General features: G+C 41.4%; 19 protein-coding genes and 1 pseudogene. 11 read left to right on the top strand and 9 right to left on the bottom strand.

Features of this window, described 5'->3' with window-relative positions; genetic code table 11:
- Window positions 1-2094, top strand: a complete 2094-nt coding sequence (locus CXF80_RS13405) for a sensor histidine kinase (RefSeq protein ID WP_101034778.1) — start codon at window positions 1-3, stop codon at window positions 2092-2094.
- A gap of 615 nt (window positions 2095-2709) precedes the next feature.
- Here the strand turns inward: CXF80_RS13405 and CXF80_RS13400 are convergent.
- Window positions 2710-3390 carry a 7-cyano-7-deazaguanine/7-aminomethyl-7-deazaguanine transporter gene (locus tag CXF80_RS13400; protein WP_101033329.1) on the bottom strand — a complete coding sequence of 227 codons (681 nt, stop codon included), beginning with the start codon at window positions 3388-3390 and terminating at the stop codon, window positions 2710-2712.
- Between the two features lie 528 nt (window positions 3391-3918).
- Window positions 3919-5274 (bottom strand): isochorismate synthase, encoded by a 1356-nt coding sequence (locus CXF80_RS13395; protein WP_232772107.1) that lies wholly within the window; start codon window positions 5272-5274, stop codon window positions 3919-3921.
- A gap of 415 nt (window positions 5275-5689) precedes the next feature.
- Here CXF80_RS13395 and CXF80_RS13390 point away from each other — a divergent pair, with 415 nt between their 5' ends.
- A complete protein-coding gene (locus CXF80_RS13390) occupies window positions 5690-6883 on the top strand; it encodes an HD-GYP domain-containing protein (RefSeq protein WP_101033327.1) in 1194 nt (397 codons plus the stop codon).
- A gap of 92 nt (window positions 6884-6975) precedes the next feature.
- Here CXF80_RS13390 and CXF80_RS13385 read toward each other — a convergent pair whose 3' ends face one another.
- Genes CXF80_RS13385 through CXF80_RS13375 form a run of 4 tightly spaced genes read right to left on the bottom strand, consistent with a single transcriptional unit; the run spans window position 6976 to window position 10615 of the window.
- Window positions 6976-7425 (bottom strand): group I truncated hemoglobin, encoded by a 450-nt coding sequence (locus tag CXF80_RS13385; protein ID WP_232772106.1) that lies wholly within the window; start codon window positions 7423-7425, stop codon window positions 6976-6978.
- A 37-nt stretch (window positions 7426-7462) separates the two neighbouring features.
- On the bottom strand, window positions 7463-7612 hold the full coding sequence (locus tag CXF80_RS20510) for a hypothetical protein (protein ID WP_157822233.1): 150 nt from the start codon (window positions 7610-7612) through the stop codon (window positions 7463-7465).
- Entirely contained in the window at window positions 7612-9942 is a 2331-nt protein-coding gene (locus tag CXF80_RS13380) for a putative bifunctional diguanylate cyclase/phosphodiesterase (protein ID WP_101033325.1), read from the bottom strand. The genes CXF80_RS20510 and CXF80_RS13380 overlap by 1 nt, the downstream gene beginning before the upstream one ends.
- Complete coding sequence (locus CXF80_RS13375; protein ID WP_101033324.1) at window positions 9932-10615, bottom strand: methylamine utilization protein; 684 nt, start codon at window positions 10613-10615, stop codon at window positions 9932-9934. Before CXF80_RS13375 ends, CXF80_RS13380 begins: the two co-directional genes overlap by 11 nt.
- Window positions 10616-10781: 166 nt before the next feature.
- Between CXF80_RS13375 and CXF80_RS13370 the strand changes: the two genes are divergently transcribed.
- From CXF80_RS13370 to ccoG, 3 genes are all read left to right on the top strand, one after another.
- A complete protein-coding gene (locus tag CXF80_RS13370) occupies window positions 10782-11420 on the top strand; it encodes a paraquat-inducible protein A (protein WP_164839417.1) in 639 nt (212 codons plus the stop codon).
- A 288-nt stretch (window positions 11421-11708) separates the two neighbouring features.
- Complete coding sequence (locus tag CXF80_RS13365) at window positions 11709-13151, top strand: sigma-54 interaction domain-containing protein (RefSeq protein WP_101033323.1); 1443 nt, start codon at window positions 11709-11711, stop codon at window positions 13149-13151.
- Between the two features lie 171 nt (window positions 13152-13322).
- Window positions 13323-14786, top strand: coding sequence for a cytochrome c oxidase accessory protein CcoG (ccoG, locus tag CXF80_RS13360; protein ID WP_101033322.1), 1464 nt, complete (start codon window positions 13323-13325; stop codon window positions 14784-14786).
- Window positions 14787-14926: 140 nt separating this feature from the next.
- On the opposite strand, the gene CXF80_RS13355 is transcribed toward ccoG, so the two are convergent.
- Window positions 14927-15439 (bottom strand): malate synthase, encoded by a 513-nt coding sequence (locus tag CXF80_RS13355; protein WP_157822232.1) that lies wholly within the window; start codon window positions 15437-15439, stop codon window positions 14927-14929.
- Window positions 15440-15592: 153 nt separating this feature from the next.
- On the opposite strand from CXF80_RS13355, the gene CXF80_RS13350 reads away from it, so the two are divergent.
- The 3 genes from CXF80_RS13350 (at window position 15593) to CXF80_RS13340 (ending at window position 19681) form a co-directional block, all read left to right on the top strand.
- Window positions 15593-17128 (top strand): DUF3612 domain-containing protein, encoded by a 1536-nt coding sequence (locus CXF80_RS13350; RefSeq protein WP_101033320.1) that lies wholly within the window; start codon window positions 15593-15595, stop codon window positions 17126-17128.
- Between the two features lie 650 nt (window positions 17129-17778).
- Window positions 17779-19299, top strand: coding sequence for a flavocytochrome c (locus CXF80_RS13345; RefSeq protein WP_101033319.1), 1521 nt, complete (start codon window positions 17779-17781; stop codon window positions 19297-19299).
- Between the two features lie 28 nt (window positions 19300-19327).
- Window positions 19328-19681 carry a cytochrome c3 family protein gene (locus CXF80_RS13340; RefSeq protein WP_101033318.1) on the top strand — a complete coding sequence of 118 codons (354 nt, stop codon included), beginning with the start codon at window positions 19328-19330 and terminating at the stop codon, window positions 19679-19681.
- A gap of 147 nt (window positions 19682-19828) precedes the next feature.
- Here CXF80_RS13340 and CXF80_RS13335 read toward each other — a convergent pair.
- Window positions 19829-20766 (bottom strand): annotated as a pseudogene (locus CXF80_RS13335) (IS30 family transposase).
- 387 nt (window positions 20767-21153) lie between these two features.
- Here CXF80_RS13335 and CXF80_RS13330 point away from each other — a divergent pair.
- Window positions 21154-22398 (top strand): hypothetical protein, encoded by a 1245-nt coding sequence (locus CXF80_RS13330; protein WP_101033317.1) that lies wholly within the window; start codon window positions 21154-21156, stop codon window positions 22396-22398.
- 41 nt (window positions 22399-22439) lie between these two features.
- Window positions 22440-23567, top strand: coding sequence for a hypothetical protein (locus CXF80_RS13325; RefSeq protein WP_101033316.1), 1128 nt, complete (start codon window positions 22440-22442; stop codon window positions 23565-23567).
- 70 nt (window positions 23568-23637) lie between these two features.
- On the opposite strand, the gene CXF80_RS13320 is transcribed toward CXF80_RS13325, so the two are convergent.
- Window positions 23638-24504, bottom strand: coding sequence for a LysR family transcriptional regulator (locus tag CXF80_RS13320; protein WP_101033315.1), 867 nt, complete (start codon window positions 24502-24504; stop codon window positions 23638-23640).
- Window positions 24505-24626: 122 nt separating this feature from the next.
- Here CXF80_RS13320 and CXF80_RS13315 point away from each other — a divergent pair, with 122 nt between their 5' ends.
- Window positions 24627-25259 (top strand): TetR/AcrR family transcriptional regulator, encoded by a 633-nt coding sequence (locus CXF80_RS13315; protein ID WP_101033314.1) that lies wholly within the window; start codon window positions 24627-24629, stop codon window positions 25257-25259.
- The last annotated feature ends 45 nt before the right edge of the window (window positions 25260-25304 follow it).

The following is a 25304-nucleotide window of genomic DNA, read 5'->3' as shown; positions in this document are numbered from 1 at the left end:
ATGCAAGCTAAAGTACGTTATCGGATCTTGTTTTTGACATCACTGCCTATTTTATTAACCTTGGTTAGTTTGGTGTTTATTACGATTTATTGGAATGTAATATATACAGGCAAGCAATTGTTCATGAAAGTGAACGCTGACTTGGTTGTGGCCAATAGTACCTTAATGCAAATGCAGGAAAGGCAACAAGAACAATTAGATTCGATAAGTGAATCATGGGATTTTCAACATGCATTTAGGTTAATAAAACACAGTGATCAACAACCTAATCCAAATGCAATTAGTGCATTAAATATGCTATTAGCACAGCAACAGCAAACATTAGGATTAGATTTCTTACGCTTAATTAGTGTTGCAGATGCCGCCGCCGACCCAGACTTACGTTTGATGTTACACCAAACCGAACAGAAGGTGTTGTCGGGTTTGATGGTCTTGCCTGCCAAACGTCTCCAAAGAATTAATTCAAGTTTAGCAACGCAGGCTCAAATTACGCTGATCCCGACCTCGCATGCAAAGCAACCTAAAAAAAGTATTGAAACACGCGGCTTATTAAGCCGAACCTTATTACCCATAGCCGACCAGTCTGGAAATGTATTTTGGTATTTGGACGGCGGTATGCTGTTTAATAATAATACTATTATCGTCGATCATATCCGTGATTTAGTCTACGCCAAAGGGACCTTACCCGAACGCTCAATTGGTACCGTAACCCTTTTTTTAGATAATATTCGCATTAGCACCAATGTGCCAATGGAGCTGTTTCCGAAAGAAAATCAAAAACCCAATAGAGCGCTAGGAACACTCGTTTCTGATGAGGTATATCAACAAGTATTGATTGAAGGGCAAACGTGGATAAATCGAGCTTTTGTATTTAATGATTGGTATATCTCGGGTTACCTACCTTTACGAGATGTTCGCGGCCAAAGGATTGGGATGGTTTATGCTGGATTTTCTGAATCGCCATTTTTACATAATTATTTACTCAATATTATTGAATTAGGTACCATTTTAGTTCTGGTGTTATTGATCTCAGGTTTTTTAGTGTACCGAGGCGCGAATAGCTTATTGCAACCGATTGAACATATTCATCAAGTTGTTACTGCCGTTCAGTCAGGGCGAAATGTCAGAATTGGTAAATTAGACATAAATGGCGAGAATGAGCTGGCTCATTTAGCGGAGCAATTTGACAGCATGCTTGATCAGTTGCAGCGGCGTAATGCCCAAATTCAAGCTGCTGCAGAGCAACTTGAGATTAAAGTGGAACAGCGTACCCGCAGTTTGCAAGATAAAACCGAGGAACTTGAACGTAATGTCGCATTATTGCATGCGACCAGACAACAACTCGTCACTAACGAAAAGCTTACCGCATTAGGAGAACTTATTGCCGGTATTGCCCACGAAATCAACAATCCTACAGCGGTTATCTTGGGCAACATGGAGTTATTAAAAGCTGAGCTTGGTGACAATGCGACTGTGGTAGAAGAAGAAATCGAGTTGGTGATCCAACAAGTGGGTCGGATCACTACAATTATTCGAAGCCTGTTGCAATACAGTCGTCCTGGGGAGTTCAATGCACCTATTACGTTACAACCGGTGACGCAAATAGTTGAAGAAATGCTGTTATTAGCACGCCATTCTATTGAGCAACAAGAAGTGACGCTTATCAAGGAATTCACCGCGACGGGATCGGTTGAAGTCAATCGACCTCAACTATTACAAGTTCTCATTAACTTAATGGTTAATGCTGCTCATGCTATTGAAAATAAAGGCCGGATTTGGCTACGAACATACGACTGGTTGGAAGAGGGCAAACCTATAGGCGTAAAAATTGAAGTGGAAGATGAAGGGATAGGTATTACTAAAGAAGATTTGAGTCGTATCTTTGATCCATTTTATACCACGCGTAAAGATGGTACCGGTTTAGGTCTTTCTCTGAGTTATGGCATTATTAAACGGCTTGGTGGTACGATCGAAGTCAATTCGACGGTAGGAAAAGGGACTATATTTACCATTGGGCTTTATCATAATGCTAAAGATTATCAACAGCTTGGGCCATATGAAGGCTTGCATTTTGGTGATGGATTCAATAGCTAACCTAAAATCAGCCAAAAAAAAGCCGGGTGATTAACCCGGCCACAAAGAGTGTGTGAGCAATGTCGTGCTTGCGAACTCTGAAAACCAATTAAAGGTGATGAAGTCTTTAATGATTAACCGAGTTTTGGAACGCGCATTAATAGTAATCATTCTCATTTGTATTTGCAAGTGCTTATCATGATTAATCTACTCTTTATATTCAATAAACGAAAAGTTCTCTTTAGCCTATGATTCTTAAAGTAATTATTTTATATATCACTTTCATGTTGGTAGATATTTAGATGTGCGCTATAGAATGAGAGTCTTTCACGCGGTTATTATGGCCTTAAAGGTTGTTCTCGCTTCAAAGAGAATGTGGACTTTTGTGGTTTACTCTTATCATTAACCTAACTAGCACTAGCACTAGCTCATTCCTGAGGTGTAGGGCGAATATGAGTGTCAATCGGCTTCAGATAACCTAAGGTATTCTTTGACAGGGAGTCCAGATAACAATCGTCGTCATTGCATCTGTCGCAGGTGTGGTAAACGCCGAACGAGTAAAGCACACCGCCGGCCCAGCTATTGAAGCCGACAGTTGCTTGTACTCATCTCGCCATCATTAAAGAGTCATGATGATTATTTGGATACTTGGATAACAACATTGTCATTATTGGTGGCTGCATTAAGTAAAATCTTGTCTTGCAGTACTTTTAATAACACGCCATATGCCGGTAAAAACAAACCTAGGCTCACTATAAGCTTAAAGACGTAGTCGACAGTCGCAATTTCTGGCCAATGAGTTGCCATAAAGGGATCATTCGAGGCATAAAACGCTATGCTAAAGAACACTAAGGTATCCACTAAATTACCGATTAGCGTCGATGCCGCTGGTGCGACCCACCACGCTTTGGCTTGACGTAATTTAGCAAATACTGTGATGTCCATTAACTGGCCAATTAAGTAAGCCACAAAGCTGGCAAAAGCGATACGAAACACGAAATTATTCCATTCTGCTAAAGCCGAAAATGATTGTAATTGGCCTTGATGAAACAACACTCCCACTAAATACGACACCACGAGTGCCGGTATCATGGCTTTGACGATAATGCCTCTTGCGGCTCGCTGACCAAAAATTCTAACGGTTAAGTCGGTTGCTAAGTATACAAATGGAAAGCTAAACGCCCCCCAAGTGGTGTGGTAGCTAAATAGCTGAAATGGCAGTTGAACGAGGTAGTTACTTGCGCAAATAATTAAGATGTGAAAACTGACTAATAACATCAGTGCTCGGCGATATTTCGCCTGGGTTAACGTCAACATATTGTGGCCTTTTTAATTGGGTTAGCGCGGGGTGAGGGAACCCGCTATTAATTTGGTTAACAGTCTTGGCCTGTGCTAACGATGCTATTTAGCCACCGTTAAACAGATAAGCTAATGTCTGTTATAGAGAATATTATTATTTTAGTTTATTGGCAGTGCTGGCGTTAAATTCACCTGTTAGTCCACCCTTTTCAAGGCAATACATAAGTGTTAGCAGCCACGGGGGCAGGATAATAGCATGGGCTTTGCACAAGCGAAAGATATCGTCGAGGTTAAGTCACCTCAACTCGAGATCATAAGCGCTTACCAACAAGCTCTTTGTTCTGCTAACGATGTGGAATTGACTTGCAACAGACCGGCTAATGACGCAGCTATTAACACCGCTATTAACAGGTGAAGGCGCCTTATTAGCAAAACACATGTCAAATGTGACATGAAATAGGTGACATATTTTAATGTTAGCTTACTTATCTCATCTATAAACCCAAGTTGCGGTTAATGAGATAAGTATCAGTAAGCTGAGGGATATTAAAAGTCGATCAAAATAGACAGTACAGTGGCTAATTTATTTTCCAGTTCTTGCCATTCCGCCTCAGGATCTGAGCCAGCGACTATGCCTGCTCCGGCAAATAAATTGATCCTTCTAGGCTCGATGAGTGCACTTCTAATCGCAACTGAAAATTCTGATTCATGGTGATTTAAATAGCCGCAAGCCCCAGCATACCAGCCTCTAGCATAACCTTCTCTTTGACGAATAAAGTTCAATGCGGCATTGCGTGGTAAGCCGCCGACAGCAGGAGTGGGATGTAATGCGCGCAGTAATTCAAAATCGTTTACCCCAGGCCTTAGCTGTGCCCTAATCGAACGGTGTAAATGTTGAATATGATCCAGTTTAAAAATTTTAGGCTTCTCGTCGGCACCTATATACTGACTTAATGGGGTGAGCGCATCAACGATGTGCTTTCTAACAAGCTGATTTTCATGACTGTTTTTAGAGTCATCTAATAATGCTTGTGCCAGAGAATTATCTTCTTCAGGATTGAGTCCCCGTACCGTGGTACCCGCAAGCGCTTCGGTAAACAATTCTTGTTGGCGGCGTAAATACAAGCGTTCTGGTGAACAGGAAATAAACGCACGCTCAGGGCTAAATTGGAATCCAAATTGAAAACTGTTGGGATTTCGACCTTGCCAGCAAGCCAGTACTGTCCAAGGATCGATATCGTCGTTCACATCAATTTGGGTATGACGAGAGAGTACCACTTTAGGCGTTGAGCGATTAAAATTAGCCTGAGTGACTTGCTCTACTAACTCTTTCCAGCGTTCAAAATTGGGTAAATCACTGCGACCCATTAAGCTCATTTTATTGGGTGGAGATAAAGGCTGTGGTTTTTGTACTCGTTCAATGGCATCGATAGCCGCTTGAATTTCTTGGTCAGGATCAACGCCATCAAAGTTTAGGTTAACGAGGATCTTGAGAGTACGACTATTTCGGCGCAACTCAATACGCGGTAAAATAAAGTGTGCGCGACCAAATTCTGGCCAGCATTCTACTGTGCGGTCAAAAGCCAGGCCGCCATAATAACGAATGTCTTGTTGGCTGGTTTTATTACGCTGTTGTTGATAAATTTTTGCCAGGTCATTATCGTCAACTTGGTCTTTAAAAAAGAAACTTTTACATGTTCCAATAGCGGCGATATCTTCGTCTCTATCTCTGCCATGCCAATATATTTTGGGGTATTGGTTTTGTGCTGCTAACCAAGACAATAAAGGCAATGCAGGGGCTTCTACCGAAAGTTGAATTATGGATTCGCGAGCAGGCACTTTGCTAAGCTGTTTCAGCTTAGTGATCAGTTCACTGAATTGTGATGAAAAGAAGTGGCCCAAAAAGAAATACCTCACGTATAACAGCAACAGACTATACGGTAATAAAGTGATGAAATAGTGTCAATTAGCAAGGTTAAATCGTGTGATCTTAATTGCTAATATAATATCAATAACCGCCGATAATGACATATTAGTGGCTTATTCCGTTGATAAGATACTCTGGCTTTACTTTATGTAGCGCTTATCTCTTTAGATATATCCTAGCGGACATAAGTGCCTTTTTATTATTTTGCCTATAAAACAATCATCTATTCATTGAGTGATGTGTAAAGGTTTGATAATAAATTATGTGACGAAATGATAATAGTGGCACAAAATGAATAGGCGAATGCAGTAAAATAGTTCAAAATACTAACAGTAGTCAGGTGATCAAGATCCCGTCTTTTTAGTTTCCCCTCCCGGAGTAATTTGCACAATGAATGATTCTATTGAATCAAGCAATGTCATCAAAATCCCTATCGATAAACTTGCTTTAGGCATGTTTGTTTCTGCGATAGACCATCAGTATAGCAAAGTAGCTATTAGTAACCCCGGACAAATCAAACATCGTGATGCAATTTTAAAACTGAAAAAAAATAGTATTGCGTTTGTGTGGGTCGATATTGAGCGATCATCTGATACCTGCGGGTTAAAAAAATCCAATCGATCGAGTTCAGCTATTCGTCCATTGATGCGTAAAGCGACGGCAACTCGAGATGGTCAGCAAGCGCAGGCTAAAAAGCTACTTGCTGAAGCAAAAGGATTAATTAAAAAAGTGATGTCTGAAACCTTCGGTGGTAAAGCCATCGAAGTGGGTGAATTTGAAGCTGTCGCCGACAAAATGATTGAGTCGGTTATGGGGGATACAGATGCCTTTAAATGCATTTCTGCTTTGCGCACCAAAGATGCTTATTTATTTGAACATTCTATTAATGTGGCCTTTTTATTGGTGACCTTCGGCAAACACCTTAATCTTGATCGTGAACTGCTCAAGCAAATGGCGGTGGGCGGTATTTTACATGATATTGGCAAAATTAAAGTCGATAACGAAATATTGCACAAGCCTGGTAAGTTAACCCCGGAAGAATTTGAGCACATTAAATTGCATCAATTCTATGCAATTGAAATCATGAATGAAACAAAAGGACTATCACAGGTCAGCAAAGATGTGTGCTTAATGCACCATGAAAAACTCGATGGTCGTGGCTATCCTAATGGTCTTAAGGACGAGCAACTTCCTCAACATGGACGCATGAGTTGTATTGTTGATATTTTTGATGCGTTAACTGCGACTCGCTGTTACAAAGAGGCCATGAGCCCAGCGGCGGCATTTAAAATTATGATCAGCCTGACGCCATTTCATCTTGATCAAAAGCTCGTATATGAGTTTATTCGTTGCGTGGGTATTTATCCTGTCGGTTCATTAGTTCAGTTATCGGATCACCGTATTGGAATTGTATGGGACTCAAAGGGACGTGATGCGTTGCATCCTATCGTTAAGTGTTTTTATTCAATTAAATATAAACGTTACACCGACGTGACCATGGTTGACCTATTTAAATCGGAGTTACATATTGAGCGAGGTGTATCGCCAAGTATGCTCGATGTTGATCCTAGCCCATTTTACTAATCAATATAAGCCTCACTCAGTTTAAGGGATGGGGTAAATAGGTAAAAGTCAGCATACTCCAACTATGTTATATCAAACGGTGTTAGACACGATTAATGATCAATAATCTGTTGATACATTGGTGCTAACTTAGCAAGTAACGCATTACGTGTGGCTAAAGGGATATGCTGTTGTTTGAGTGCTTCAATTAAATGACCGACAACAGCATCAAAGTCAGCTTGGCTAATGTGAAAACCTATGTGCGCATCGTACATAGATGCACCTTCATATACACATTCACTGCCACTGATCACACACCAATGTTCAATAACACGTTGGCGAAAAATATTGATATCAGTTTGTTCAAAGTGATGCAAAATGCGTTTGTCTTGGGATAAATTGGCGAGAAAACCATCGGTAATCATACTGATCCCTTTATCTCTTCCCCGTTGCTGATAAAGGGTTGTTGGTTTGGCTATATTGAGTTCAACGCGATTATCAATGCTTATGGACGCCCCAATAGAATGCAAGGTAAAGTCGTCAACATAGAGAGTAGTGTTCATCGCGGCTAAAGACCATTCTTCCGAGCTTGCATAGCCATTAATGACTGCCCAAGGAACTATTCACCCCAGCACGACCTTCAATGGTTGTCGCGCCGCCAGTAGCGATTATTTTGCTCGTGTCAGCTTGAGCTGAAGTGGCTATGAGGCTTAATAGCACCGATAACACAATGCATATTAATTGGTACATTAGCGCAGCGTATCCTTACTGGGATGGTGAATATTGGATTGATTAAACTGTTGGAACCACACAATAAAATCCTCTGCTTTTAACGGCTTAGAATACACATAACCCTGTATTATATCGCAATTAAGTTCGCGCAGAATATTGATCCCTTCTACCGATTCAACGCCTTCAGCTACGACGGATAAATTAAGTCCCTTAATCAGTCTAATGCTGGTGTCGACAATCATTAAGTCCGTTGCATCAGTATGAATATCTTTGATAAAACTGCGATCGATTTTTACTTCATTAACGGGGAGTAACTTTAAGTAGGCTAATGAAGAGTGTCCAGTGCCAAAGTCGTCGATGGCAATCGCCAAACCGATATTTCTAAATTGCTGTAGAACGGCAATCACCGTTTGTGCATCTTTCATCACAGCGCCTTCAGTTATCTCTATCGACAGGGCGGTAATGGGTAAGTTATTGCTTATAAGTAACTGTTCAATGTCCAGTGGTAGCTGAGGATTAGTGAGATCGTGGGCTGATAAATTAATCGCCACCGTGAGTGAAATACCTTGTTGCTGCCATAGGGCTAGCTGTTTAATGGTGGTCGTTAGCACCCAGTCGCTGATCATCGAGATATTACCTGAATTTTCGGCTAAGCGAATGAACTCATCAGGCGGGATAAATCCCAATTCAGGGTGATGCCAGCGGATCAGGGTTTCCGCACTATGGCAATGATTGGTCTGAATATCCACTTTAGGTTGAAAAACCAAATGCAGTTGTCCTTGGATTAATGCAATCGGTAAATCACGGATGATCATTAACTCACGCAGATAGCGTTCATCCTCACCTTGTTGATATGTTGCAATGCCTAGTGATTCAACTCGAGCTTGGTTTAATGCAATTTCGGCATGGCGAATTAAAGTATCAATATCATTACTGTCATAGTCACTGGATAAATCAACAATCCCTACCCGCACATTGACACTTATTTTTGCCCCCTGAATCGCAAACGGGTTGGTTAATTGACGTAAATAGTTATCAAGCTTTTCAAGAGGAATACTCGGTTGGAATAGCAACAAAAACGAGTCGCCATCTAAGCGCGATATTAACTGAGCGTTAGGGGATAAGCTTTCTAAGCGACTGGCAAACAACACCAGCAGATCGTCGGCATTAGCAAATCCAATGATGTTGTTTAAGTGACGAAAGTTTTTAATGTCTATCATGACTAAACTGCCATGTATTTTACTGAGCAGTAGGCTGAGTTGTTGTTTAGCGGCCACGCGATTATATAAACCGGTGAGATTATCGTGCTGTGATTGATAAACTAAATCGTTTTCGCGCGACTCAATATTTTTACGCATTATCGATAAGGTGTTGGCTAACACTTGTAATTCAGCCGGGGCAACTTCAATGGGCCGAGGATCCTCGCCTTGACCGACTTTTCTGGCAAAATTAACTAACGCATAAATGGGTTTAGTTAACCCTCCAGCAAACCAAGCTGCAATCATAAACGCCAATAAACAGGTTATCGCAAACACGATTAGCATGTTATTACGCAGGGCATCGTAATTTTGCTGCCACTTAGCATTTGACTGATGTAACAGCGCTAATTGATGTCCGCTATTGTTATCTAACGCAATGGTGGTGGATAGGTAGCCTGATAATATGTCATCACTGACCTCATCAACCGTTTTTGCAAGCTGGCTAATACGCGTTAAAACATCTTGTTGCTGAGCTTCAGGTAGGGTCGAGACGATGTTAATTCTGCCGGCTGACTGGTTGATAAAACTGATATCAATTCCAGTAATGGCTTTGGCTTGGTCTGCGACGTTTTTATCCATCGAAAAACCCATTCCAACCCAAGCGATTAATGTTGGCGCTTTGACTGGCTGCAACACAAATTGGTAGCTGCTGTGGTCATAATTAACAATGTCGAAAGTCGTTAAGCGGTTTTTGGTTAATGCAAATAGCTCATCGACATTAAATTTAGTCAGACCTTGCAAGCTTGATGACAGTAATTTTCCCTGCGGCGATAGCAAAATAGCTGCGTCGGCATTAATGCGTCTGCCATGGTTAGATAAAACGGAAGATATTGTGTCTTGCTCACCAGTGGCTACCGCGCGTTTAAAATCAAAATCAGCACTGAGCAGTGACAAACTTTGGTTAAGCTGCTCGCTCCGGTTAGACAGCATATCAACAAAAACATTTGATCCAATCTTAAGATTTTGAGTTTGTTGCTGACGATAATCACGTTGAGTTGCACTTAACACAAACACTGCAGTGGTTAATTGCGTTAGGGTTAAAATAAACAGGAAGGCAATAATTAGTCGGTTGCGAAAACTAGTTGGCATGTTGTCCCGTGGTATCGCTTGGATAATGGTCAGTAACAAAGCCGCTAGGTGGCGACGATGGTTTATCTTGGTGGTCAATATTGATGCGAATTGTTAATTTATTGTCACCATCATTAAGGGTGAGTGAAGTCGGTTGCTGAATGTTAACTTGCCAAGGATGCCAGATATTGACTTGATATTCACCGGTAGGTAAATCAGTTAACTGCATTTGACCCTCTTCATTACTTACCGAGAAATAAGCACTTTTTGAGACGTAAATAAATGCCTGTATATCGTCATGGATATTACAGCCGATGATAACTAATCCCGCTTTATTAAAGACGATAGGATCCCCGGTAGCGCCAATAGACAATTTTAGTTCAAATTGTTTAGCGTCAGAAAATGAGTAAACATGGTGCCGAGTGCGATCTAAATTAGGAAAATCAACTTTTGCTCCTTGTGGCACAGCCAAGACAAAAGGGGAGAATATTCTATTTTGTTGACGCATTTCATAATGTGCTAAGGTCGATACCCTTGCTTCAGGAGGCGTGGTGGGGATCAGCTCTATCACGCTATCGCTGAGCATATTGCCTTGAGTATCGTTAACATTGACGGTTAAGGTCGCCGCAGTGAGGGGGGCTGAAAAAAAATAACTTAACCAGAGCAAACATGTCGTAAATTGGATCCTTTGCATGTATTTGTCTCATTATTAAGAGTGTCGCGTAATGGTTAATAACATGACCAATATGGCATCATAAGCTACAAGGATCGCAAACACGTTATCATCTTCACGGCAAAACACGACAATTTGTTTCACTATGCTGGCTCATCGCTATCAAAAATTATCACTCGAGGTATCCATGAAAGTGTATCTATCCATCAGTTTAGTACTCATATCGTTAATCCTGCTGATCCCGGGGGTGACCGAGCCCATGCTAACGATGACGGGCACTATTGAAAAATCACAGTTAGTCGATACGGGCAAAGATATGTTAACCCAAGATCTAACAGAAGATTCTCGTGCTAATACCCGCGGGATCTTAGATGTCGCTGCGAGTCTGTTTGGGTTGGATACGCTTCAAGGTGAGGTAGAGGTCTTTCGTAATAGCCGCAGTATCATCGATATCATTACGGCGCTATATCAATCACATAACTTTGTCGTTGCCATATTAGTCGGGTTATTCAGTATTGTGATCCCTACCATTAAGTTAATCACCATGCTAATTTTACTGCTGCCAGTGGCACCTTCAATAAAACAACGGCTTCGAACAATGATAAGTGTTATCGGCAAGTGGTCTATGGCCGATGTATTTGTCGTAGCCATTATTGTGGCTTACATGGCAGGTAATGCGTCAGCCGGCATGGGTGACACGCTCAAGACTCAGTCCCAGTTTGAAATTGGTTTCTATTATTTTTTAGGTTACTGTATTTTTTCAATCGCCAGCCAGATGATGATCGATATGACACAAACGCAAAAGTCACAGATCATCACTAATTAGTATTAACGACAGAGGCTGCTAGGCTTGTGAGCTGACGACGTTGAGATACGACGTCAAGTTACAATGTTATTAAGTACGACGTTAACGTAAAAAGTGCTTAAATCAGCTCATTACTTTACTGGTGGTGAAGGATTTTTGTTAAAAAATGAGATTGTTATTATCTGGATGAGTCATGGATATCACGATAACAAGTGATTATTGTTATGGGAATATAAGCCGCGATATTTCGCGACTTATATTTTACGATGGTTATAATGAGTCCATGCATTAGTAACCTTAAGATTGACTATGGCTGACTCTACAACCACTGAGTATAGTGGCTCCGAGCATTTTCTTCCTGAAAATACTCTGTTGCTTAATGCCATGACAGAGGGCGTATATGGTTTTGATTTAGCGGGTAATGCAGTATTTATTAATCCCGCAGCAGAGCAAATGACGGGCTGGAAAAGTGCCGAATTAATTGGCAGAAATATTCACGACTGCCATCATCATAGTCATGCCGATGGTAGTCATTATCCTCAACATGACTGCCCCATTTATCGTACCTTACATGATGCCATCCCTCGGCAAGTGAACGAAGATGTATTTTGGCGTAAAGATGGCAGCAGCTTTCCGGTGTATTACAGCTCAACCCCAGTATATGATCAGCAACAACTCGTCGGTGTTATTGCGATATTTCGTGATGTGAGTATGCAAAAACATACCGAGCAATCGTTAAGACAAGCCTTGGCACAAGTGCAGGCCTTGTCAGAACGGTTAGCATCAGAAAATCAATACTTACTCACTGAGCTACAAGGCCAGCAAGGCGCGTCAGGAATATCGGGTAACAGCCAACCTATCAATCAGCTCATGCAACAGATCCACTTGGTCGCTAATACCGACAGTACGGTCTTAATCTGTGGTGAAAACGGCACTGGCAAAGAGCTAGTTGCGCGTAACTTACACCGATTAAGCCATCGCAAAGACCAACCTATGGTAAGTGTAAACTGCGCCGCATTTTCGACGGCATTGCTAGAAAGTGAGTTGTTTGGTCATGAAAAAGGCGCATTTACTGGCGCCACAGCGCGTCGCAAAGGCCGATTTGAATTAGCCCATAATGGCACCTTGTTTTTAGATGAAATTGCCGAGCTGAGTTTATCGGCACAATCTAAATTGTTGCGGGTGATCCAAGAGCAAAGCTTCGAGCGCGTTGGCAGTAGTGAAACCATTAAGGTCAATATTCGCTTAGTTGCTGCTACTCATCACGATTTAGCCGCGCGAGTAGAGCAAGGCTTGTTTCGCATGGACTTATATTACCGCTTGAACGTATTTCCAATTACCGTGCCTCCTTTACGAGAACGCCGCGAAGATATTCCACCATTGGTCAGTGATTTAGTCGAATCAATGAGTAAAAAGCTCGGTAAAAAAATCACTAAAGTGAGCGCCAAAGGGCTGAAGAATTTACAACAATATGCTTGGCCTGGTAACGTGCGAGAGTTGCAAAACCTGATTGAGCGAGAAATGATTTTATCGCAAAGCGGCCATTTACTGTTTAATACTTTACCTTTAGTGGTTGCCACTCCATTAGCTACCAGCACGTTAACCATGGCACAAGCCGAAGCTGCGCATATTATTGCGGTTTTAAATGCTAGCCATTGGCGTATTTCTGGTCCGTATGGCGCTGCTGCAATGCTAGATATGCCGGCGAGTACCTTACGATCTCGGATGAAAAAGTTAGCCATTACGCGCTAATTTTTATCATTGGTTTTACTGGGTCACGATATATCACGTAAAAAGTGATATGTCGTGACATTATTTTATAATTTTTTATTTTAATTGTTTAAAATCAAGTGATTATATCAATGTTTAAGTTGGCTTAATCTTTGCTATAACAGGGCAATATTGTGTTATAGGAATACATTTATGCCCAAATCATCATCTCAAACTCCGGCAGCGACAGTGCCAGTTGATAACGCTGCCGTTTCACAGCGGATCCCAGTGGTGCAAATTGCTACGCCGTCGACAAAAATTCAGGTTCGAGAACAGAAGGGCGTATTTCAACGGCTGCGTCAGCACAGCAATACTTTACTGATTGCGATTTTTTTCCTGATCCCATTTATCAACTACCAAGGCCGACAAGCCATTCTGTTTGATGTCACCGAACAGCAATTCTTTTTCTTCAATATCACCCTATGGCCACAAGATTTTACCGTATTAGCGTGGTTTTTTATGGCCGCTGCTTTTGCATTATTTTTTGTCACGGTTTACTGGGGCCGAGTGTGGTGTGGCTTTTTGTGCCCGCAAACCGCGTGGACCTTTATTTACATGTGGGTTGAAGCCAAAATAGAGGGCAATCACCATCATCGTGAGGCGTTAGATAAAGCCCCATGGTCATTAAGTAAAGTGCGTAAACGAGTGACGAAGCATGGGGTGTGGATAGTGTTCGCCTTGCTAACTGGCTGCGGGTTTATCGGATACTTTATGCCTGCACGCGAGTTGTATGTTGATATTTTTAGCATGAGTAGTGGTTTTTGGACTGGCACCTGGGTGTGGTTTTTTGCCATATGCACTTATGTAAATGCCGGCTGGATGCGTGAAATGATGTGTTTACATTGTTGTCCTTACTCGCGTTTTCAAGCGGTGATGTTTGACGCCAATACTAAAACGGTGAGCTATAATGCGCAGCGAGGCGAGTCTCGTGGACCCCGTAAACGTTCACAAAAAACTGAGCTAGGTGACTGTGTAGACTGTAATTTGTGTGTTGATGTCTGCCCAACTGGGATTGATATTCGTAACGGCTTACAATACGAATGTATTAACTGCGGTGCCTGTGTTGATGCCTGTAATCAGACCATGGAAAAGTTTGGCTATGCACCCAATTTAATAAGCTTTACCAGCGAAAATGCCTTAAAAGGACAACCCAAAGCCAGCCTGTTATCGCTAAAATCTCTGGGTTACGCCAGTGCATTATTGATCATGGTTGCACTGATTATTGGCGATTTAAGCAATTTAAAGGATATTGAGCTCAATGTGATCCGTGACCGTCAAACCTTGTATCGTCAAGTGGGTGTCGATAAGGTTGAAAATAGCTATCAACTTAAAATTCGCAATAAAACTCAACAAATGGCTTTCTATCAAATTAGTATCAGCAGCAAGGATCCACAAGGGCAAGCATTGCAAATAATCACCGACAGCTTGATTGTGATAAAACCGGCAGAACAACTAAATTATCCGTTGACCGTCAGTGGCCGCTTAAGTAACCGAGCGAGTGATAGCACCCAACAAACGCTGCAATTTAAGGTGACCCAAATTCAAAGCTTGGAAAATCCAACGCCAACGGAACCTGCTAACCAGATCTCGCAAGCATCACGATTCTTTTGGCCATAATCTCAGTATGACGGCATAAAGGCGTGCCGACATTATGGGATGCTACGCAGCAAAATGGTTACCCAACAAAAAGGCTTGTCGCATTATTAATGGGACAAGCCTTTTTTGCTAAATGGTCGCAGTGTTATCGCAATAAGCCATTAACGCTGATGTAGTGCGTAGTCGCTACCATCTTTAGCAGTAAATACCTTACAGCTACCTTCAGTAGGCTGACAGCCTGTGTGGATTAAGCTAATCCATTGCTTGTATGGCGTTGGCAAATTCTTAATTGGAATCGCAACCTGAATATCTTCGATATTGGCTTGGTCTGTGGTGCCCATTTTTCCTTGGCGGTCGAAACAAATCTCAACATGGGTATCGTTATTTTTCAATACCACAGAGGTGGGGTCACTTTTGTGGCCGGTCAATGCAACAAATTGACATGGATTTTGTAAACCACACTGTGAACCATCTTTTAAAAACGCCAATAAGTGATTGTAATAAACAACATAGCTGCTGACGTCTTGGTGTGAGCCATTGGCTAATGGACAATGTGTATCCAAAAAGTCTTTTGCGTTTGTGCTGCGATCCTGTTGATTGGTCGTTGCCACAAATTGCTCACCAATGAAGCGGTTAAGGTTTTGGGTGGCTGTATTGCTTGCTTGAGTAGACATATTCATCGCCTTATTCCTCTTCGTATTGTTGTAGGTCAGAAAACCTTTCTAATTATTGTTTATCATTAAGCTCTGTTAGCAGCTTGATTTTTAGTCTATGCTATTTTTACAAACAATTTCACAATAAAAATTTTACAGTGTGAATTATACAAAATGAGAAATGATAAAAGCTTAATGCGAAAGACCCATTTTTTGGGCACAAAGATAAGAAACTTGCGTAAGCGCAACAACTTAACCATGGAAGACTTGTCTGCTCGTTGTGTGCGTGTTGACTCAAGTAATTCGCCATCAGTGTCATATTTGTCAATGATCGAGCGCGGGAAGCGGGTACCAAGCGCCGATATGCTGGCGGTAATAGCAGTTGTTTTCCAGAAAGATGTGGGCTGGTTTCTTGATGACGTACCAGAAGATGAAGCGATTACCCCCGAAAAGGGTAGTAAAGGCGGAGTCAGTGGTATGCCACTTGAGCCAAGCTTTTTGTTTTCTAATGACATCTTACAAATTGCTATCCCTGAAATGTTGTCGCAAACCGGCACCAGTGGCCGTCAATTTGCCCATTTGCTTATTCGCGCCCACCAAGAACATCATCAAAATCATTTCCCTGATTTAGAGCGCGCCGCCGAGGAAGTCGGCTTAAAACGTATGCCGCTGGCCACCGAAGATATTATTGATATTGCTAAAGGCATGGGCTTAAAAATTAAATGGATTGACCGTGTTCCTAAAGAAGTCATCAACGAAATGGGCATAAGTTCTAAGCAGTTGGTGACGTCATTTTTTGAACCGCCCGGTACCATTTATATCAGTAATATTCTGAAAAATAGACCCAGTAGGTTGAAGTATGATTTGGCGGTGCACATAGGTCATTGTGTGTTACACAATAAAGATGGCTTAAAGAGTGTGATGATGTCGGGTCGCCGTGATGACTTTGATGATGCGCTTATACCACAATCTAATACTCTGAATGCACAAGATATTTTGCATGCGTGGCGCGATTTTGAATCAAGCTTTTTTGCCGGCGCCTTATTGTGTCCTAAAGTGCCATATCGGCAGTTACTCGACCGTCATGGCTATGAGATTAGCGTGCATAAACAATTGCAGGTATCCGCTTCTGTCGCCATGCGTCGTATGACGGTGGTGTCACCTTATCCACATTGGCATTATTTTGATGCCTATGCGCCGGGTAAGTTAAAAGCGGTTTACCGCGGTAATGGTATCCCTCTGCCTTGGGGTAACATGCGCTTGGTTGAAGACCCTTGCCAGCATTGGGCTGTGTTTAGAATGATCAACGAACCGGTAGAAGGCACCTCTGCGCAAATATCGATTTTAAATGTCGGCAATGAACCGCGGATTTATTGCTGTGAATCGATTAAGGTCGACGACTCTGCGGGTAATCCGCATGTTCTATGTGCTGGCATAGATTTAAACCCAGCCATTGAGGCGCAAGGAAAAGATGCGCAGTCGATTGCTTACGATCTTAAACAAGCTTGTGCCGCGGGCGGTGGTTCAATCATTATCCCCAAACACATCCAAAAAGATCTCAACAGTGTGGCTAAAATCCTCAATATTAACTGGATTGAGCGCGGGATAAAAAAAGATGCGCAGTTAATTTGCTCGCGTGGCGCAGTATGTCCTCGTCAGCCAAGTTGTTATGCCGCTGGGCGTAATTTATGCGAGGGAAATCAGGGGTAAATAGTCTTTTTAAAGCCGCATCAGCACAAGTTGATGCGGCGAAAAGGCGTTATTTATTTAATCTCAACTCGGTTTTGGGGGATGGGATAAATTAACCCAAAGCAGAATACTTGTCCTATTTGATAAACGTTTATTATCCTGGAATGAGGTTATTTATATCTTAATGGCCTAAATGAGCAAACAGCATCGTAACGCAAGATTGATTGGATCCGCTGGCGACGATGGCCAATCTTAAACAGTAGCATACCGTGTAAGCCCATTTTGACTTACGTGATAGGCTGTGGTGATGGCTTTTAATAAAGTGGAAACCGTTTGATAAACCGTCATATTTTAACTCAATATGTTGATAGCGCCTCTCCGAAGCCAATAGAATAAGCACTCAACATAGTCCTAAAGTGTTACTTAGGTTAAGGTTAACCTCAGTCGATAATGTTATAGGTTAATATGTTAAAAATCTGATAGTAAGATGATTCACAGTTTGGATTACAGTCCAAAATCTATGTGCTGTTACAAATGTTACTAAAACCCCTACCTACAATTGATTAGTTCACATTCGCGGTTTTTTTCACCAAACATTAACAATAGTTCCCGTTTTGGAATCAATTCCAAGGATATGATAAACCGTCAATTACAAAAAGGGGTGATAACCTATGAGCAATATAGATCTATTAGGGCGCCGTAAGTTTATTGCAGGTCTAGGTATTGCTGCTGGTGCAGCGATGGTAGCACCCGCAATGGCAGTGTCTGAGAAAGCTGATGGTGTAAAATGGGACAAAGAAGTTGAGATTGTCATTATTGGTTCTGGATTTGCGGGCTTAGCTGCCGCAATCGAAGCCACTAGAAAAGGTGCAAAAGACATTCATATGTTTGAGAAGATGTCATATTTTGGCGGAAACTCAGCTATTAATGGTGGGCTTTTTGCTGCACCAGGAACACCGATGCAAAAGACAGAAGGTGTTGAAGATTCGGTAGACAGAATGGTCAATGACCAACTATTGTCTGGCCGTGGTGTTGCTGATGAGGGTTTATTACGTCATGTTGCATCTCATGCGGTTGAAGCGTTGCAAATGACGTTAGACGCAGGTTCTGAATTCCACCCTTACTTACAACAATTAGGCGGTCATTCGGTTGCACGTACTTACCAAACTACGGTGAGTTGTGGAGCAGGTATCACCCAGCCATTGTTTAAAGAATGTAAACGCATTGGGGTTAATACCCACAACCGTTCAAAATTTGAAGGGTTCCTCGTCGGTGCTAAAGGCGAAGTTGTTGGTGTTAAGATGCGTACCAATTACCACTTTGGTGAAGACCAACCAGGTAAAGTTCTCAATATTCGCGCCAAACGTGGTGTGATTATGGCCACTGGTGGCTTTGCGCAAAACGTAGATTTACGTATGGCGCAAGATCCAACCTTAACGGCAGACGTTGGTTGTACTAATGCACCAGGTGCAACAGGCGAGGGCATGTATGAAATGTTCCGTTTGGGTGCTATCCCTACGCATTTGGCTTATATCCAATCAGGCCCTTGGGCTTCACCTGATGAAGGTGGCTTTGGTTATGTGTCTAACTATTCTATCTTCAACTTGCCTCATTCAATGGCGGTTAGCCGTACAACCGGTAAGCGTTTCATGAATGAAATTGCGGATCGTAAAACACGTGCCGATGCTGAATTAGAAAATCGTGATGAAAAAGGCAATCCTGTACCACCGCTTTTGATCACCAGTTTTAAAGATTCTAAAGCACATCCAAATACCGAAAAAGTTATTAAATACAATGTCGGTTGGAAGTTTGATTCAGTTGAAGAGTTAGCAACACACTTTGGTGTGCCTTTAGCTGGCTTAAAAGCACAAATTGCTGAATACAACGGCTATGTTAAAACTGGCGAAGATAAGCAGTTTGGTAAAAACATGACTAAGGCGGCTGGCAAATATATTGAAGCACCCTTTACTGTCGTGCGTTTATGGCCAAAAGTACATTACTGTCAAGGTGGTGTAAAAGTAAATACTAAAGCCGAAGTGGCAGATAGCTTTACTGGTAAGTCTATTCCGGGTCTTTATGCCGCGGGTGAAGTTTGCGGTGGTATTCATGGCGTTAGCCGTTTAGGTAGTTGTTCTATCCCAGAATGTATGGTGATGGGCATGACGGCCGCTAGAAGTCTTATGAAAGTTTAACTAGACCCGTGAACAAGAGGAATCATTAATGAAAAACTTTAATATTATACTTGGGCTGGTACTACTTGGGCTAACCAGTTTATCAGTACAGTCAGCAGAGATCCGTGACTACCACAAAGACGTAATCGGTAATGACTGTAAAGCTTGTCATGACAATGGCATAAAGCAGTTCCCATCTGATGAATCCTGTTTGCAGTGTCATGATGTTGATGACTTAGCAAAGCAGACGGCTAGAAGTGAAGAAGACAAGTGGCAAAACCCACATAACAATCTTCACTATGGTAAAGAAGTACCTTGCCAAGAGTGCCATGGTGAACATACACCTAAAGAACCATTATGCAGCAACTGTCATACTTTCAAGTTTGACAAGCATAAAGGATAAACTAATTTAAATTCATATTAGTTTAATAAGCCACATATTAAGTGATTAATATGTGGCTTTTATATTTTTAATGATTAATAGAATTACCCTTCTTATTTATTAGTTTATTAGTCCCGAATTCAACTCCGAAGTGCGACACTCGGCAAATTAAGCCGCTAATTGTTTAAAAACAACCGCTGACGGCTTAAACTTCAAACATTTCTTGGGCCGATAGTTAATCCTGTTCTGCGCAAACAAGATGATGTCATCGCTTACTGTCCTCAAGTCGATCCCTTTTTTTACATATTGTCTTAACCGGCCATTGGCGTTCTCATTGGCGCCACGCTCCCAAGAGCTGTATGGGTGAGCGAAATAAAACTCTGCGTCTAACGCTTTGGCAATGGCTTGGTGATGAGCAAACTCGCGACCATTATCGGCTGTTATTGTGTGCACATGCTGCTTGTACGGCATTAATAATTCAATCGTGGCTTTAGTCACATCCTCAGCAGATGTTGAGGCCACTTTCTTTATCAAGTAAAAACGGGTTTTCCGCTCCAGTATCGTCACTATTGAACCTGTGCCATGCTTGCCTAATACGGTATCGATTTCCCCAATCACCGAAACGGTCGGGGGTATCGACAGATTCGATAGGAATGCCATTTTTAATCACTGGAGCCTTCTCTTTTTTGCCTCTGCGATAGCGTTTATACCCTTGACGTAGATGACGGTATAGCTTGCCACCTTGATGCTTATTCCTTGCCACAAACCGATAAATCCATTCATGACTGACGGCTTGGTCCATTCCAGACCACATCTGTGAAATCTGCTCTGGACCCCAGTCATGTTTTAATAGGAAGCGGACAGTGCTTACCCTTGTATCGGGTATCGTATATTTGGCTGAATGATGTCGCATATCACAGGCATTGGTTTGAGCATGGTCAGGACAATAACCCAACTGGCCATTACAACGCTTTAGTTCTCGATAGACAGTAGCGCGATGACAATTGATGGTTTTTGCAATCAAGGCAATTGAAATGCCTTGGTCTAAAAGGACTGAAATCTGATATCTGATATCTTCTACCCTCAGTCAACTGCTGATAACTCATAGTGATACTCTTTTTTCTTTGGCGAGATAAAGCCTACCACTTTCAGCAGTTGGCTTCTTCTAACCTAGTCTATGAGTGTCGCAGTTATTATCTGAATTCGGGCTCTTCTTATTTATTTATTAACTAATTGGCTTATTAGATTTCTAGTTAATAGCTTATTAGCTTATTAGCTTATTAGCTTATTAGATATTAGATTTTTAGATATTAGTTTCTTGGTTATTAGATTTTTAGTTATTAGTTTTTATAAATTAATGTACTGCTTCTATATTGTTATCTATTATCTGTTTGTAATAATATTTTTATTACAAACCTCTTGAGTGTAAGTTTTTGGAATTAATTCCAAGCGTAATATCTTCCCGCGTTTAATAATAATGAAAGAGGGATGTTATGAAATATAATACGTTGTTAGTGATGATGCTGTTGTCTAGTTCTGCTATGGCAAGTGAGTTACCTAGTTTTTTAGACCAAAACGATATCAATAATGCTGAGTTTACCTGTTTAGGTGAAGAGTCACAGTATAATGAAGATGATCAAAAGTATGTCGATATATTATGGAATGAAACACTGCAATATTTAGAGTCTTATGCGGTAGCATTAACCAATAGTGAAAATGGTCCATGCTTAAACTCCGATGAAGCGATGTATGATTCTACCGAAGGCGGTAAGAACATGTGCATCATGGATCGAAGAGACATGAAGTTAATGGTTAAAAATATTTATCAAGTTATCAATAATCCAAATAAAGCGAAAAAGTGTTTTGGCGCCCGCGAAGATGTCAATTGGATATACAGTCCTGGTGGCGAATTAGAGCAAAACTCTCCGGTTGCGAAATGGCTTAAACGCGAATCATTTAACAGCTTTTTTGATAACAAAGTGACCAACAAAGATGTCCGTAAAATTGGTAAAGAGTTTACCAAAAACTTTGCCAAAATGGTGATGGGCGACGAAGTCAAAATGCCTTCAGCTTTTCCTACCGATATCAGTGCCAATGCATTGCCTAACTTATGGGCTGCCGCCGGTTGGTTCCCTATGTATGCACAAGAAAGCAAACGCAATGATAAAAATTTCAATAATATCCGTGGTGGCTATGCCTATGCCGAAATCTTTGGTCATTGGGGATTGTTACGCATAGATGAGATCAATAAACAAAAAGTGGGTGCCGAAGTTGGTATGACAGTTCAGTCGGTCGATACCCTATATCCATACCATAACCATGCAATATCTGAAATTTATTACAACATGCGAGTTCCTGCTTGTGCGAATGAATTTACGACCTTTGCAGTGCGTGAAGACTCTAAGCTTGTCACCACAGTGCGTGAAGACAGTAACGTTAGAACCGTACAATTTGATGCGGGTCAATTTAATGCCCAAAGTCAGTGGTTATCGAGTAGTGCAGAACACGATCCTCTTATGTACTTTCATCAAAATACTATCCATGCCTTTGAAGTTGATGGCAGCTGTGAAGCTAAACCAGAAGAGCGTGCCATTGTGTCTGTTTGGGCAAGAAGTAATGCTAATGACAAACGTAATGACTATGGCACAACACTGCTTTGTGAGTCAGCTAAAAATCCAGGCACACCAGCTCATAGTGATGAAGTTATTCAGTGTGACTTAACCAAATTAAAATGGTAATCACCATCTTAAAAAATATAAAAATTGGGAAATAACATAAAATGAAATTATTTAAGTTGTCTTTATTATCTTCATTAGTGTCACTGTGCATGGTGTCTTTTTATTCTACTGCACAAGATGTTGACGATGGAATTAATGTAACAGGTACATTAAGAGCTAATTATTCATATAAAGAATATAGCGAAACGTCTAAAGATAAAGCAGGTGATTTGACCTTTGAAATGGCATCAGTTAAATTTAACGGTAAATTAGATGATTGGGGTTTATCATCTGAATATCGATTTTATGATGGTTGGGAAGCATTACGGTATGGTTATGTTTTTTATGATTACTCACCAGAAGTGCAAGTTCAAGTTGGTATAAATCAAGTGCCATTTGGTAACCCTGGGTTTATTTCAAATAGTTTCTGGTTCGGCGTACCGTATTATTTAGGCTTTGAAGATGATTATGATACAGGTATTAAAACAGTTTATTCGAATGACGGTTGGGGGACTGAGTTTGCATTTTATAAAAATGCTGAATACGGTGCCAGTCGCAACGAACGTTATTCAACCGATTTATATTCAGGGCAGGTAAGTGGCACTGAATATTATAACGAAGAAACCAATCAATTAAACTTACGTCAAACCTACGCGATGGAGTATGAAGGCGGTAAAACCGTGGTCGGTGCTTCGGTCGAGGTTGGACAAATTTATAATAGTAATACTGGCAATAATGGTGACAGATATGCCGTCGCCTTGCATCTTGACAGTAGCTACAATGGTTGGGCGCTGCAGTTGCAGGCTATGCAGTATGAGTATGATGCTGCAGATGCGTTAGACAGTAACAAGATTGCCGTATCAGCTTATGATTGGCAGTACGAAATTGCTTCTAAAGCGCAAGCGTATAGCATAAACATAGCTAAAACGATCGCCACCAGCTGGGGCAGTGTTAAGCTTTATAATGACTTTGGTGTAGTGACTCCAGATGTTGACAATGATGACTATGATAACAGTTACCAAAATGTCACTGGTGTTGCGCTGGCTTCAGGCCCAATTTATACCATGGTCGATTTTATTATGGGTAAAAACATGTACGCCTCAACCCAAGATAATGGTCATATTGGCTTACCTGAAATGGGTGACAGCTGGGATCACCGCATCAATATCAACTTTGGTTACTATTTTTAATCGCTAGATAACCCCAACTCGACTTAAGAGATGGGGTTAACGACAACGATTTTTGGCGAGATGATGGGGGCTAGTCGAGTTGATAGCCTTTGTGTTCAACATTGGCTTTTATTAAATTAATGAGTTGCAGCGTCGCATCTGTTTGGGTCTCTGGATTGAGGTAAAGCGACTCGTTAAACACCGGTAATGGTGGTAAGCCATGCACAACAGGATCTAAAATTTGCATTTGATCGTTAATTCTAAATTCGGCTACTGGCGCAATCACTATGTCATTCTCAACTGCCATGCATAATGCTTGCGGTGATGGCGTCGACAATAACACCTTAATAGGACGCATAGACAATTGATGATTAGCAAATACCTGTGCTCGAATTGGGCAGTTTTCTGGGTATAAGCCAACTGGAATTGTTTTGCTTTTATGGGCGTTACCGTTAGCTGCAGCAGCCCAATGAAAGCGACGTGTAAATAGCAGTTCGCCGTTTATGGGCAGTTGCCAGTGAGTGGCAACGATCACGTCAAACTCACCTTGATGAAGTCGTTTATATAAATTGCCACTCACATCGGTATCGATAACTAATTCTATATTGGTAAACTCGCGAATAAACTCTAATAAGCAACTGCTTAAATAACACTTTATAAAATCTGTGGGTACACCAAGACGGATCACTTCGCGATTTTGACAATCTTTTAACTCATCAAGTGCTTGTGAGTTAAGTAGCATCATTTTATAGGCGTAGTTAAGTAGGGTTTCACCTGACTCAGTCAAGGTGACACCTTTGTTGTCCCTTATCAGCAAAGATTGGCCGACACTCTCTTCAAGTTTCTTAACTTGTAAGCTCAGTGTTGATTGGGTTCGGCAAATTTTATCTGCTGCTTTTGACAAGTTGCCACATTCAGCAATAGCGATAAAAGTTTCAAGCAATTCTATTTTTAACATGGGCTATTGGATAAGTTCATAGTGGTATCAGTATTACTCAATCTGGGGTATCCATAAAGCTTGCTATACTGTAAGTGTGAGATGATGACGGTTTATTTAACCCAAGTATGGTGGAGTCTAAAATGAGTAGCTGGGAAGAACGCGGCAACTATCTGATTGAAGTGTCACAACGTTGCCTGAAAGGGCGTAAAACCTTTGATTTGTGTCGCTCGCATTTAGTCCAAGCTAGCCAGATCTCCAAAGGCACTATTTATAATCATTTTACCTCTGAGGCCGATTTGATTGTGGCCGTAGCCAGTGCAGATTATCGTCATTGGTTAACCCAAGCCGAACAAGACAAGCTGCAATATAGTGACCCCTATTTACGGTTTATTTTTCATCATTGCCAACGTTTGTACCACATTTTATCAGAGCAATCATTCGTAATTGCCAGAGTTATCCCTAATGAGTCAATATTAATACAAGCCAGCGACTATTACCGCGAGCGTTTCGATAGAGTGCTTAATCAGTATGCACAATGGAATGCACAAACCCTGGCAGAAATTGGTGAGGTGGACGGATTCAATCGTGGCGAGTTGCTTTGTGACTATTTACGCGGCGCGATGATCAACAGTGACGATGCACAAAAACATCCCAATGATGCTGAAATGTATTATCAATATAGCTATGCCATGACTCAACTTATGGGCCATTCACATAAGCGCATGCCATCAATTAAGGTGTTCTTGCAATGGCTCGCGGATAAGCAGGCATAAAAAAACCGTGAAGGCTTATCAAGCTACTCACAGTTTTTATATTCA

The organism is Shewanella sp. Actino-trap-3 (assembly GCF_002836275.1).
In the GTDB taxonomy this organism is placed as follows: Bacteria; Pseudomonadota; Gammaproteobacteria; order Enterobacterales; family Shewanellaceae; genus Shewanella; species Shewanella psychromarinicola.
This window is presented reverse-complemented; position numbering and strand designations above follow the sequence as displayed.